A 12,481-nucleotide genomic window follows, 5' to 3' on the forward strand; every position below is an offset into this window, starting at 1 on the left:
TGCAACGCTGCGCGACGGCGTCCCCGGTCTCGTCGACTCCAGCGTGGCAGCCTCGCTTCGCACGCGCGTCCTCAAAAGGTGTAGGTGAAATTGGCGTACAACTGCCGCCCGATCGCACTGTACACGCGCGGGAAGTACGGCCAGGCGGTGTAGGTGTCGTCGCGCGGATGGATCTTGTCGAACACGTTGAGCACGCTGATGCCGAGCGTGGCCTTGTCGGTGATCCGCTTGGCGATGTCCGCGTTCCAGATCACGTACGGCGCCACGCGTCCGCTCTCGGCGTAGTTGGGACGCGAGCCGTAGCGGTAGCCGTACAGGCTGGTCGACCAGTCGCCGACGCTCCAGTTCGCACGCCAGTTGGCGCGGGTACGGAACGCCAGGTAATCGACGTCGTTCATCACGTCCACCGGCTTGGCCCCGTCAAACTGCGCCACTTCCATCTTCAGCACGCGGGTATAGCCGGCCTGCAACCCGAACGCGCCCCAGTCGCCGAGGTCGAAGCTGTAGCGCAGGTTGGCGTCCACGCCGTCGGTCCGCATCAGCGACTGGTTGATCGGGAAGGTCTCGAACGCGGTGATCTGGCCTTCGGCGGTGAGGTCGGTACCCGGGCTGCGGGTCACCGACTGGATGTAGAACTGGCAGGCCGCCGATGCGGTATCGACCGCATTGCCGGCGCGGTCGCTGCCGAGCAGGCAGTTGGCGTTGTTCTCCAGCAAGGTCTCGCTGGAAATCGACTCGACCCGGCCTTCCAGTTCGATGCGGTAGTAGTCCGCGCTCAGCGACAGGGTCGGCAGCACGTCCCACACGAAACCCAGCGTGGTCGACTTGCCTTTCTCCTCTTCCAGCAACGGATTGGAGGACTGGGTGGAGAAGGTCTGGTATTCGTGCGCGGCCGAACAGGCATCGGACAGCGGATCCAGGCCATCGCGGCGGCACAGGTATTCGTCGGTGACGGTGGGGTTGTTGGCGCTGGTGCCGGCGTAGATCCACAGCAGGTCCGGCGCGCGGAAACTGGTGGCGTGGCTGCCGCGCAGCAGCAGGCTGTCGAACGGCCGCCACTCCAATCCCGCCTGCCAGGTCGCGGCATCGTCGACCGCGGTGATGTCGTCGTACTTGTCGTAGCGCGCGGCCAGCGTCGCGCTGAGCCGGCGGAAGATCGGCACGCGCAGTTCCAGGCCTGCGGCGTAGCGGTCGCGCGGGCCGCCGCCCGGGGTCTGGGTCAGGTTGTAGATGCGTTCGCTGCCGGTGTAGTCCACGGTGGTGCGCGGATCCGGCGCGAGGTCGTACTTCTGCCGCGCCGCCTCCAGCACGGTGGCGATCTGCACCATGCCGGCCGGCAGGGCGAACAGGTCGCCGCTGAACACGAACTGGGCCTGGTCGGTGCTGGATTCGCCGCGGCTCACCACCTCGGTGGTGAGCTGGTCGTACAACGCCGCACTGCCCGGCGCAAACAGTTTGTCGGCGTAGAACTCGCGGATCTCGGTGCCGTCGGGCCGATAGCCGAGCAGCGGCCCCATGTAGTAATCGCGCACCGCGTTGGTGAGGAAGCGCGGGCGCCGCGTGGTGATGTCGTAGCGCGACATCGACACGCTCGCGTCCCAGTCGAAGCGGCCGTCGAACAGCTTGCCGCGCACGCCGGCGTTGAGGTTCCAGGATTTCTCGTCGTACTCGATGTTCTTGATGCCGCCCACTTCCGAGGGCAGGAAGATGCGCTGCGCGGTGACCAGGCCCAGGTCCGGATCGTAGACGGTGAACGCGCCTTCGCCGATGTAGTAGTGGGTCTGGCTGGAGCTTTCGTCCTTGGAGCGGTTGGCCAGCACCTGCGCATAGCCGGTGACTTCTTCGCTGAAATCGAAACTGCCGGACAGATACGCGGACGTCTTGCCGTAGCCGTTCTGCACCGAGCGGCCTTCGTAGTAGCCGAACGCACCGCAGCGGTTGGCCGCGGCCAGGCTGTCGGCGGTCTTGTACGGCCTGAATGCCGGATTGGTCGCCGCACACGCCGCATCCAGCGCGCTGGCCGACGTGGACAGGCTGCCGCCGCTGGGCCACAGATAGGTATTGCCGCGACGCAGGTAGACGCCGGAAATCGAGGCATTGGGGCTGGACGGATCGGCCTTGTTGCCGGGGTGGTCGTCGTACGAATCCAGGAAGTCGCGCTGGCTGGCGACGATGGCTTCGCGGTCCAGCCGTTCGAACGCGTAGGTCAGGCTCCAGCGATCGCCGGTACGCCCGCCGCTCCATTGCAGCTGGCCGCTGTCGCCGCCGCCGCGCGTGGTGGTGCCGCCGCGCAAGCGCAGCGTGTCGCCGCTGAAATCGCGCTTGGTGATGATGTTGACCACGCCGGCCACCGCGTCGGAACCGTAGATCGCCGAGGCGCCGCCGCTCATCACCTCGATGCGCTCCACCGCCGCCGCCGGAATGCTGCCCAGGCTGACCGCGGTGCCGTTGGCGTTGTAGGACTGCGGGTAGTCGGCCATGCGCTTGCCGTTGAGCAGGATCAACTGATAGCCGGGCCCCAGGCCGCGCAGGTTGAGGTACTGGCCGTTGGGCGAACTGCCGGTCTGGTCGCTTTCGTTGAAGGCGCTGCCGCTGAACTGGGTCAGCGTGCCGAGCGATTCCCACACCGTGCTGAAGCCCTGCTTCTGGATGTCCTGCGCGGTGATGACGGTCACCGGCGCCGGCCCTTCCACCTGCGAGCGCGCGATGCGCGAACCGGTGACGGTGACCTTGTCCAGGTCGCGCGTGGCGACGGCGGTGTCCTGCGCCGCGGCGAGCGGCGGCAATGCGCATCCGGCCAGCAGCGCGAGCGCGAGGCGGGACGGTCGGACGTGGCAACGGGAACGCTGGACTCGGATGGGCATGCGGCTCTCTCCTGCAATCGACGACGGACGCTGACAACGGCGCCCCAAGTCGACGCAGGCCGGCAGCCGGCCGCCTTCCCTGGGCACCCACGCGGACAACATGGCGCACGGCCGTAGCACGGCGCCGTTCTCTGTACTCGCTACTTTCCCCAGGTGCGGATGCCCAACAGCGCCCCCTGCGACGTACGCCCGTGATCCCCAGGCCAGCGCCTCGCTGCTGACGGGAACGGCACCTGTCGCCACCGCTTCCTCGCCCCTGCGTTTCGGGTGTAGCACGCTGCGAAATCGCATGTCAATCGCGCATTCTTGACAAGCCCCATCGAGGAAAAGACTATTCGGAAGCCGGCGCGCAGCGGTCCGGCATTCTTTCCACCGCCCGGGGTCCGATGAATACGATGCGTGGCCTGTGCCTGTTACTGGCCGCCGCATTCAGCGCGCCCATCGCCGCGGCCAGCGTCGCCAGCGAGGCGCCGTTCCAGTTGCAGGCCAGCCAACTGCAGGCGGAGTACTGGATCGCGCGTTTGCCCGATGCGCCGCGCCCGCTGCTCGACGCGGCGCAGGTGCAGGCCTTCAACGCGCACCTGCTGCGCCACGATGCCTCGATGCACGACCTGCAGGCGCTGCCCGAGCGCTACAGCGCAGCGCAGGTGCGCGCGCAAGTACTGGCGCTGTCGGCACCGCCGACGCGCACGCTCTACGACGCGCACGGCGCCGCGCTCGACGCCGCGCAGCTGGCCGCCCTGCAATCGGCGCTCGCCCTGGACGCGATTCCCGCGCAGGTCGCGCCGCGCTACGCGCTGGTGGTGCGCCGCGCCGATCTGCGTACCTTCCCGACCCGACAACGCGTTTTCAGCACCCGCGACGACCACGACATCGATCGCTTCCAGGAATCGGCGCTGTATCCCGGCACCGCGGTGGCGATCCTGCATGCCAGCCGCGACGGCCAGTGGCTGTTCGTGCTGGCGCCGAACTACGCGGCGTGGATCGCGCGCGAACGCGTGGCCGAAGGCGATCGCGCCACGGTGCTGGACTACGCGCAGCGCACGCCGCGGCTGGTGGCGACCGGCGCGCGCACGCTGACCGCCTTCACCCCGGAATTGCCTGCGGCGTCGCACCTGCCGCTGGACATGGGCAGCAGCCTGCCGCTGCTGCAGGACTGGCCGGCGCAACAGGCGGTCAACGGCCAGTCGCCGCTGGCCGCCTACGTGGTGCAACTGCCCTTGCGCGACGACGATGGCCGACTGCGGCTGGCACCCGCGCTGGTGCCGCGCGGTGCCGACGTCGCCGCCGCGCCACTGGCGGCGACGCAACGTAACCTACTGCGGCAGGCCTTCAAGTTCCTCGGCGAGCGCTACGGCTGGGGCAACGACTACGACGCGCGCGACTGCAGCGGCTTCGTCTCCGACATCTACCGCAGCCTGGGCATCGCGTTGCCGCGCAATACCGGCGACCAGGCGCGCAGCCCCACCCTCGCCAGCGTGTCCTACATCGCTGACGCGCCACTGGCGCAACGGCGGCGAACGCTGGCGCGGCTGCAGGTCGGCGATCTGGTGTACATCCCCGGCCACGTGATGATGGTGATCGGCCACGACCGCGGCCACACCTGGGTGATCCACGACGTGGCCGGCGCCGGCTACCGCGACGCGTCCGGGCAATTGCAGCGCGTGCGCCTCAACAGCGTCTCGGTGACGCCGCTGGAGCCGATGCTGTTGGGCGACGGCACGCCCTTCATCGACCGCATCACCCGCATCCAACGCGTCCGTCCGCTGCCTATCGAATGAAGATCACCGACATCCAACTGGGCATGCTGCGCGTGCCGTTGAAGACCCCGTTCAAGACCGCGTTGCGGACCGTGGAGACGGTCGAAGACGTGGTGGTGCTGGTGCATACCGACAGCGGCCACATCGGCTATGGCGAAGCGCCGGCCACCGCGCCGATCACCGGCGACACCCACGGTTCGATCATCGCGGCGATCGACCGCTTCATCACACCGCGCCTGATCGGCGAGGACGTGGCCGACCTCAACCGGATCACCGGGCGGATCCAGGGCGCGCTGGAGCGCAACAGCAGCGCCAAGGCCGCGGTGGAGATCGCGGTCTACGACCTGTGGGCGCAGCTGTACGGCGCGCCGCTGTACAGGATGCTCGGCGGCGGTACGCCGGCCATCACCACCGACATCACCATCAGCGTGGACGCCATCGACAAGATGGTGGCCGATGCGCTGTCGGCGCTCGCGCGCGGCTTCGCGGCGCTGAAGATCAAGGTCGGCAAGGACATCGACGTGGACATCGCGCGGGTCAAGGCGATCCACACCGCGGTCGCAGGCCGCGCCTCGCTGCGGCTGGACGCCAACCAGGGCTGGACGCCGAAACAGGCGGTGTACGCGATGCGTGCGCTGGAAGACGCCGGCGTGGCGCTGGAGCTGCTGGAGCAGCCGGTCAAGGCCTGGGACATCGACGGGCTGAAGTACGTGACCGAGCGCGTGAACACGCCGGTGATGGCGGACGAGAGCGTGTTCGGGCCGGCGCAGGTGTTCGACCTGATCCAGCGCCGTGCCGCGGACATCGTCAACATCAAGCTGATGAAGACCGGCGGCCTGTCCAACGCGATCCGCATCGCCGACATCGCCGCGCTGTACGGGGTGGAGTGCATGATCGGCTGCATGCTCGAGTCGAGCATCAGCGTGGCGGCGGCGGTACACCTGGCGGTGGCCAAGGCGGAGGTCATCACCAAGGTGGACCTGGACGGCCCGTCGCTGGGCCTGTTCGACCCGGTGCAGGGCGGAGTGCTCTTCAACGACTCGCAGATCACGATCACCGACGCGCCGGGCCTGGGCATCCGCGAGATCCGCGGCCTGGAACTGCTGCCGCCGCGCGGGTGATCTTGGCGCGCTGGCGCCTGCGCTGCAATGCGCACGGCCGACGCATGCGATGGCTTCCATCGCGATCGCGCTTGCCTTCACCGCGTATCGCTGTGACGCCATTGCGCGCCAGGGCGGACAACCACCGGGACTCCGGCACGCGCATCTGGAACGCTAAACAGATCCCGGTTGCCACCTGCCTCTGCTCTGCTCTGCTCTGCTCTGCTCTGTTCTGCTCTGTTCTGCTCTGTTCTGCTCTGCCTCTGCTCTGCTCTGCTCTGTTCTGCTCTGCCTCTGCTCTGCCTCTGCTCTGCTTCTGCTTTGCTCTGCTTCTTTTTCTTCTGCTTTGCTGTTGCTTCTGCTGTTGCTTTTACCGGGTTCCCTTCCGCAGCGGCGGATGGACCGGGGAAAAACCCGAAGGGCGGCGCACAAGGATGTGCGCCGTTCGCGGCAGGGGCAGGATGCCCCTTCCGCGAATCCCCGGTGCATCCGCGGACCCGTAGCGCGCAGCGCGGAGGGCGCAAGGCAGGGCGTGCTTTCTTTTGGTTACTTTTCTTTGCACGAGCAAAGAAAAGTGACCCGCCAAGGGCGGAAGCCTTTGCTTTGCTGTTGCTTTTTTGCTTGGGCATTGGCTCTTGTAGGAGCGGCTTCAGCCGCGACACCTTCCTGACAGAACCGGTCGCGGCTGAAGCCGCTCCTACAATGATTGCTTCATCGCCATCGCCATCGCCATCGCCGTCGCCGTCGCCGTCGCCGTCGCAAAGGCAAAGGCAAAGGCAAAGGCTTTCGCCTACGGCGAGTTACTTTTCTTTGCTTGTGCAAAGAAAAGTAACCAAAAGAAGCGCTTTACCACAGCCGAAGGCTGGTCAAGCACACCCTCCTCCGCGCCCTCCGCGCTGCGCGCTCCGGGTCCGCGAATAGGACGGGATTCGCGGAAGGGGCATCCTGCCCCTGCCGCGAACGGCGCACATCCCTGTGCGCCGCCCCTTCGGGGTTTTTCCCGCCCTATTCGCCGCTACGTAAGGGACCCGGTAAATCAAGATCAAAAGCAAAAAAAGCAACAGCAACCCCAACCGCAGCAGCAATAGCATCAGCCGCAGCCGCACCACACGATCGAACTGCGTAGCAAGCCGACCGAGCTTGCCGCGTCGTGCATTGCCAACAGCCCCAAGCACACCACACCATCGGCGCACCAATCCACAGCGCCTACCGACACCGCACGGACGGTCCCCGTGCCTGATCCAGCGCCGCAGATCGAACAACTGTTGTACCGTGCAGCATTGCCGCATCTGCTCGACTTCGCGGTCGGGCCGACGCGCCAAACCCACCCCGACCGCAGGCGGCAGCCGGCGGTGAACCTGCAGCGGGCCCAGCACCCGCTCGATGCCCGATCGCGACCGGAGATGCGCATGCCGAAATTCCCATGGTGGTCCGCCCTGACGCAGACCGGCCGCGTCCGCCGCAGCTGCCTGGCGGCCATGGCAGTGCTGTGCACCGCCGTGACCGGCACGTGCCTGGCCGCCACCGGCGACACCATGCCGCCGGCACTGCAGCAGGCGCGCCAGCTGGTGCTGGTCGTGGCCCCGGATTGGGACAGCCCGCGCGGGCAACTGCAGGCGTTCGAACGCACGGCGCAGGGCTGGCGCGCGCACGGCCAGCGCTTCGATGTCGCGCTCGGCCGCAACGGCAGCGCCTGGGGGCTGGGCCTGCACCCGACGCAGACCGACGGCCCGCAGAAACGCGAAGGCGACGGCCGCAGCCCGGCCGGCATCTTCACCATCGGCGAGGCGTTCGGTTATGCGCAGCGCATCGACAGCGCGCTGCCGTACCAGCCGATGCAGCAGAGCAGCTATTGCATCGACGTGCCCGATTCGCCGCTGTACAACCGCATCGTCGACGCCGACCGGGTCGGCGCCGACGCGGTGGCCGGCTCGACCGAGCCGATGCGCCTGGACCTGCACCACGACGGCGACCGCCGTTACCAGGAAGGCTTCGTGATCGGCCACAACCCGCAGGCGCGGCCCGGCGCCGGCAGCTGCATCTTCGCCCACCTGTGGCGTGCCGCGGGCGAAGCCACCGCCGGCTGCACCGCGATGGAGCCGGCCGACATGCAGCGCCTGCTGGCCTGGCTGCAGCCGGACGCCGCGCCGCTGTTCGTGCTGCTGCCGCGCAACGACTACGAGCGCCTCCGCACCGCCTGGGCACTGCCGGCCGTGGAGCCGGCACCATGAGCAACGCACCCGAACCGAGCCTGGTCCGCGCGGTCAGCCGCTGGCAGATCGTCGGCCTGTCGATCAACGACGTCATCGGCAGCGGCATCTATCTGCTGCCCGCCGCCACCGCCGCGCTGCTCGGGCCGATGAGCCTGTGGGCGGTGCTGCTGGCCGGGCTGGCGGTGGGCTTGCTGGTGCTGTGCTATGCGCAGGCGGCCAGCTATTTCGACGAACCCGGCGGCAGCTACCTGTATGCGCGCGAGGCGTTCGGCCGCTTCGCCGGCTTCGAGATCGGCTGGATGATCTGGCTGACCCGGATCAGTTCCGCCGCCGCGCTCGGCAACGGCCTGGCCGATGCGGTGGTGCGCTTCTGGCCGGCCGCAGCAGGTGGCGGCGCGCGCCTGGCGATCGTGGTCGGCTCGCTCGGCCTGCTCACCGCGATCAACGTGATCGGGGTGAAATCGGCCGCGCGCACCGGTGTGGCGCTGGTGATCGGCAAGCTGGTGCCGCTGCTGCTGTTCGTGGCCATCGGCCTGTTCTACGTGGACTGGTCGTGGGCGTTCTCCGGCCAGGCGCCGGACCCGCGCGACTTCGGCAACATGGGCGAAGCGGCGCTGCTGTTGCTGTTCGCCTACGCCGGCTTCGAGAACATCCCCGCCGCCGCCGGCGAATACCGCAATCCGCGCCGCGACGTGCCGTTCGCGCTGATCACGATGATCGTCACCGTCACCTTGATCTATGCCGCGGTGCAGGTGGTCGCGCAGGGCACGCTGGCGAACGTGGCGCAGTCGGCGACGCCGTTGGCCGATGCCGCCAGCGGCTTCGGCGGCGAGGCGCTGGCGCTGATCCTCACCGTCGGCGCCACCATCTCCATCCTCGGCACCACCAGCAACACGGTGATGCTGGGGCCGCGCTTCCTGTTCGCGCTGGCGCAGGACGGTTACGGCCCGGCGTTCCTGGCGCGGGTGCATCCGCGCTTCCGCACGCCCGCCGCGGCGATCCTGCTGCAGGGCGTGCTGTCGCTGGCGCTGGCGCTGTCCGGCTCGTTCGTGCAGCTGGCGCTGCTGTCGATGGTCACCCGCCTGTTCGCCTACATCGGCACGGCCGCGGCGGTGCTGGTGCTGGCACGGCGCTACCGCGACCGGCCGGGTGCGCTGCACCTGCCGGGCGGCCCGCTGATCCCGGTCGCCGCGTTGCTGCTGGCGTTGGCGTTGCTGCTCAGCGCCAGCTGGCAGAACCTGGCCGCGGCCGGCGTGGCGCTGCTGGTGGGCGCGCTGTTCTACCGCTTCCCGCGCAAGGCGCCGTAGCGCCTTCACGCGGCCTTGCGCCGCTGTCACGTGCGGGTAACCGCATCGCTTCGACTCTGGGCGCCAGCCTCAGCGATGGAGTCCGCGATGAAACTACGCCGTGTCTACAGCGCCCCCGATCTGGCCACCGCCACCCGTGCCCTGCAAGCGGCACGCGGCGCCGGCATCGACAACGACGACCTGTCGTTGATCGCCCGCAGCGACATCGAACTGGACGCGATCCCCGACGAGCGCAAGGACGTCAAGACCGACGCCTTGCCCGCGGCCGCACGCGGCGCGTTGGGCGGCGGCGCGGCCGGCCTGCTCGCTGGACTCGCGGCGATCGCGGTGCCGCCGCTGGGAATCACCCTGGCCGGCGCGGGGGTGATGGCCATCGCCGGCGCACTGGTCGGCAGCTGGTCCTCGGCCCTGGTCGGTGCCACCGTGCCGGATCCGGTGCGGCGCAACTTCGAAGAGGAAATCGAGGCCGGCCGCATCCTGGTGGTGATCGAGGGCGAAGCGTCGCAACTCGATGCCGCCGATGCGGCACTGCGTGGCGCCGGCACGATCGCGCTGCCCTACCAGTCCGCCGCTGCCGCGCAATGACGCGGCCCTGCGCGTTGCAGGCGGCGCAGGCTTCGCGCCGCTAGGAGGCTTGCGCCGGCGCCAGCGCGCGCATGCGCAGCAGCAAGCCGCCGGTGTGCACCAACGAATACGCGATCAGCACCGCGGCGATCGCCAGGGTCAGCGGGCTGGCGTTCTGCAGCGACTGCGCGCTACCGCCGGAAAACGCACCGCTGGCCCAACGCCACGCCAGGCGTCCGATCAGCAGCACGCTGAGTCCGGCGCCGATCCAGGGATTGGGCGTGTAATAGCGCCGGCCCTCGATCACGTCGATGCGGGTGTGGTGCAAGGCGAAGGCCCCCAGCGCCGCGCCGGCCAAGACCCCCAGCGCCATGCCGAGGCGGACCGGCGGCACTACCGCCGCCAGGTAGGTCAGCCCTGCCGCCGCCAGCGCCAGCAGCAGCATCCGCGCCACGGTCCGCCGCGGCTGCCATGGCTGGCGGCCGAAATAGCGGCGGATGCGCCGGTAGTACAACCAGCCGATGCCGGCGGTGGCCAGGTACGGGGTGAGCAAGGCGATACCGGTGGCGGCCATGGAATCCTGCGACGGGGGACGAGCGGCGTTGCCGGATCGTAATCCATCCGTGGCCCGTGGCGTAGCCGGCGCCGGCGCGGCGGCGGCAATCGACCGCCGCGCCGTGCTTCATGCCTCGATCACGCGATGCTGGAATCGCATTAACGGCGCCGTCGCTAACGTCGGACACCCCATTCGCACAGGAGACAACGATGAGCGTTCCTTATCAGATCCCCGGTCGCGCGCCCAACGACGACGATCGCAGCCTGGTGTCGCAATACTGGCGCGAGCGTTTCGCCGAGGAGCCTTACTACAGCGACGGCGAACGCTTCGAGGACTACGAGCCGGCCTATCACGCCGGACACGAGGCGCGCGTACGCAACTTCAATCTGGCCTACGAACAGGTCGAGGCCGAACTGCACCGCAACTGGGACAGCACCAAGGGCTCGCAGACCCTGAGCTGGAGCAAGGCCCGCCATGCGGTGCGCCGTGCCTGGGAGCGGGCGGGTCAGGACTGAGGGTGATCGCAGCCGGAAGGGCTACAGTTGCGGTCGCTTCGGTGGGTCTTTCCGAGTCGCTGCGCGGTTATCGACGTGGCGCGGATTCGGGTTTGCGCGATGTCGGATGAGCTTGTGCGTTTCGGCGAGCGTCTCATGCGGACGGTTTTGGTCGCGGCTGAAGCCGCTCCTACACGAAGCGGCCTAACAACGCGCGGCCCACCTTGTAAGAGCGGCTTCAGCCGCGACCGGCGCAATCGAGCGACCGATATGGCCGCAACGCACACCATTTCCCACGCATAGCGGCCACATCCCGCCACCAGTCGCCACGCCGCTCTCAGCGGCGCGGCAACGCATCACCCGTCGGCTCGGGTGGCGTCAGCTCTCCACCGGCTGCAGCTGTAGCAAACGTCCGCCGCTACCGTCTTCCAGCAGCCACAGCGCGCCATCCGGGCCCTGTTCCACTTCGCGGATGCGCTTGCCCATGTCGTAGCGCGCCGCTTCGCGCGCGTTCTCGCCGTTGAACTCGATCCGTACCAGCGACTGCGAGGACAGCCCGCCGATGAAGCCGTTGCCGCGCCACTGCGGGAAAGTGCTGCCGTTGTAGATCACGAAACCGGCCGGCGAGATCACCGGCGTCCAGCTGACCTTGGGCGCGGCGAATTCCGGGCGCGTGGAATGGTCGGGGATCGGCCGGCCGTCGTAGTGGTCGCCGTTGGAGACGATCGGATAACCGTAGTTGGCGCCGCGCTGGATCAGGTTCAGTTCGTCGCCGCCGGCCGGGCCCATCTCGTGTTCCCACAGCTGGCCGTTGGCGTCGAAGGCCAGGCCGAGCACGTTGCGGTGGCCGAGCGACCACACCTGCGCGGCAACGCCGCCGCGGCGCGCGAACGGATTGTCGGCCGGCACGCTGCCGTCGTCGTTGAGGCGCACGATCTTGCCCAGGTTGCCGCTCATGTCCTGCGCCGGATCGAACTTCTGCCGCTCGCTGGAACTGATCCACAGCTTGCCGTCGGGCCCGAACGCCAGGCGGTGGCCGTAATGGCCGTTGCCGGACACCTTGGGCTGCTGGCGCCAGATCACCTTCAGCTGCGACAGCGCGCCGCCGCCATTGCCGTCCAGGGTCAGCTTGGCGCGCGCCACCGCGCCACCGCGGGTGTCGCCGCTGCCGGCCTCGGCATAACTCAGGTACACCCAGCCATTCTGGGCAAAGCCCGGATGCGGCAGCACATCGCCGAAACCGCCCTGGCCGCCATAGGCGACCGCGGGCACGCCGCTGACCGTGCCGGTTCGGCCGCTGGCCGGATCGAAACGCTTGAGCGTGCCGCGCTTCTCGCTGATCAGCGCGCTGCCGTCGGGCAGGAAGCTCATCGCCCACGGTTCGTTGAAGGTGGCGAACGGCGTCGCCGAGAACGGCCAGTCGCCGCGCCGTTCGGCGCTCTTGGCGGGCGGCGCCGCATTTGCCGCGGACACGACCAGACTCATCGCCAATGCACAGGCCAAACCCAGGGGAGAACGTTGCATGACGCGCACCTATCGAATGGGGTCGAAGGCCGAACCTAGCAAAGCAGGTGTGGACGGCAAGCATGCAATGGCCAAGCCGTGGCCGCGGTCACGCGCGGC

9 protein-coding genes are annotated in these 12,481 nt (G+C 68.6%); 6 read left to right on the forward strand and 3 right to left on the reverse strand.

What is annotated here, in order from left to right; translation table 11 throughout:
- Positions 1-71 precede the first annotated feature (71 nt).
- On the reverse strand, positions 72-2,864 hold the full coding sequence (locus JR064_RS11670; RefSeq protein WP_206229830.1) for a TonB-dependent receptor plug domain-containing protein: 2,793 nt from the start codon (positions 2,862-2,864) through the stop codon (positions 72-74).
- Positions 2,865-3,250: 386 nt separating this feature from the next.
- Here JR064_RS11670 and JR064_RS11675 point away from each other — a divergent pair, with 386 nt between their 5' ends.
- From JR064_RS11675 to JR064_RS11695, 5 genes are all read left to right on the forward strand, one after another.
- Complete coding sequence (locus JR064_RS11675) at positions 3,251-4,645, forward strand: C40 family peptidase (protein WP_206229831.1); 1,395 nt, start codon at positions 3,251-3,253, stop codon at positions 4,643-4,645.
- Positions 4,642-5,745 (forward strand): dipeptide epimerase, encoded by a 1,104-nt coding sequence (locus JR064_RS11680; RefSeq protein ID WP_179567824.1) that lies wholly within the window; start codon positions 4,642-4,644, stop codon positions 5,743-5,745. Before JR064_RS11675 ends, JR064_RS11680 begins: the two co-directional genes overlap by 4 nt.
- Before the next feature lie 1,457 nt (positions 5,746-7,202).
- Positions 7,203-7,955: a L,D-transpeptidase family protein gene (locus JR064_RS11685; protein WP_425510297.1), complete on the forward strand. Its 753-nt coding sequence runs from the start codon at positions 7,203-7,205 to the stop codon at positions 7,953-7,955.
- Positions 7,952-9,244, forward strand: coding sequence for an APC family permease (locus JR064_RS11690; protein WP_179567828.1), 1,293 nt, complete (start codon positions 7,952-7,954; stop codon positions 9,242-9,244). The genes JR064_RS11685 and JR064_RS11690 overlap by 4 nt, the downstream gene beginning before the upstream one ends.
- A gap of 87 nt (positions 9,245-9,331) precedes the next feature.
- Positions 9,332-9,829, forward strand: a complete 498-nt coding sequence (locus JR064_RS11695; protein WP_179567830.1) for a hypothetical protein — start codon at positions 9,332-9,334, stop codon at positions 9,827-9,829.
- A 40-nt stretch (positions 9,830-9,869) separates the two neighbouring features.
- Here the strand turns inward: JR064_RS11695 and JR064_RS11700 are convergent, their stop codons facing one another.
- A complete protein-coding gene (locus JR064_RS11700) occupies positions 9,870-10,382 on the reverse strand; it encodes a CcdC protein domain-containing protein (RefSeq protein ID WP_206229832.1) in 513 nt (170 codons plus the stop codon).
- A 191-nt stretch (positions 10,383-10,573) separates the two neighbouring features.
- On the opposite strand from JR064_RS11700, the gene JR064_RS11705 reads away from it, so the two are divergent.
- Positions 10,574-10,879 carry a hypothetical protein gene (locus tag JR064_RS11705; protein WP_179567834.1) on the forward strand — a complete coding sequence of 102 codons (306 nt, stop codon included), beginning with the start codon at positions 10,574-10,576 and terminating at the stop codon, positions 10,877-10,879.
- A 357-nt stretch (positions 10,880-11,236) separates the two neighbouring features.
- Here JR064_RS11705 and JR064_RS11710 read toward each other — a convergent pair whose 3' ends face one another.
- Positions 11,237-12,382 (reverse strand): PQQ-dependent sugar dehydrogenase, encoded by a 1,146-nt coding sequence (locus JR064_RS11710; protein WP_206229833.1) that lies wholly within the window; start codon positions 12,380-12,382, stop codon positions 11,237-11,239.
- Positions 12,383-12,481: the final 99 nt, after the last annotated feature.

It is taken from the genome of Xanthomonas bonasiae (assembly GCF_017163705.1).
GTDB lineage: Bacteria > Pseudomonadota > Gammaproteobacteria > Xanthomonadales > Xanthomonadaceae > Xanthomonas_A > Xanthomonas_A bonasiae.

What these genes read in the sequence shown, in the direction of transcription:
- JR064_RS11670 (WP_206229830.1), bottom strand. Translation starts at nt 2,864, where the DNA reads ATGCCCATCCGAGTCCAGCGTTCCCGTTGCCACGTCCGACCGTCCCGC.
- JR064_RS11675 (WP_206229831.1), top strand. Translation starts at nt 3,251, where the DNA reads ATGAATACGATGCGTGGCCTGTGCCTGTTACTGGCCGCCGCATTCAGC.
- JR064_RS11680 (WP_179567824.1), top strand. Translation starts at nt 4,642, where the DNA reads ATGAAGATCACCGACATCCAACTGGGCATGCTGCGCGTGCCGTTGAAG.
- JR064_RS11685 (WP_425510297.1), top strand. Translation starts at nt 7,203, where the DNA reads ATGGCAGTGCTGTGCACCGCCGTGACCGGCACGTGCCTGGCCGCCACC.
- JR064_RS11690 (WP_179567828.1), top strand. Translation starts at nt 7,952, where the DNA reads ATGAGCAACGCACCCGAACCGAGCCTGGTCCGCGCGGTCAGCCGCTGG.
- JR064_RS11695 (WP_179567830.1), top strand. Translation starts at nt 9,332, where the DNA reads ATGAAACTACGCCGTGTCTACAGCGCCCCCGATCTGGCCACCGCCACC.
- JR064_RS11700 (WP_206229832.1), bottom strand. Translation starts at nt 10,382, where the DNA reads ATGGCCGCCACCGGTATCGCCTTGCTCACCCCGTACCTGGCCACCGCC.
- JR064_RS11705 (WP_179567834.1), top strand. Translation starts at nt 10,574, where the DNA reads ATGAGCGTTCCTTATCAGATCCCCGGTCGCGCGCCCAACGACGACGAT.
- JR064_RS11710 (WP_206229833.1), bottom strand. Translation starts at nt 12,382, where the DNA reads ATGCAACGTTCTCCCCTGGGTTTGGCCTGTGCATTGGCGATGAGTCTG.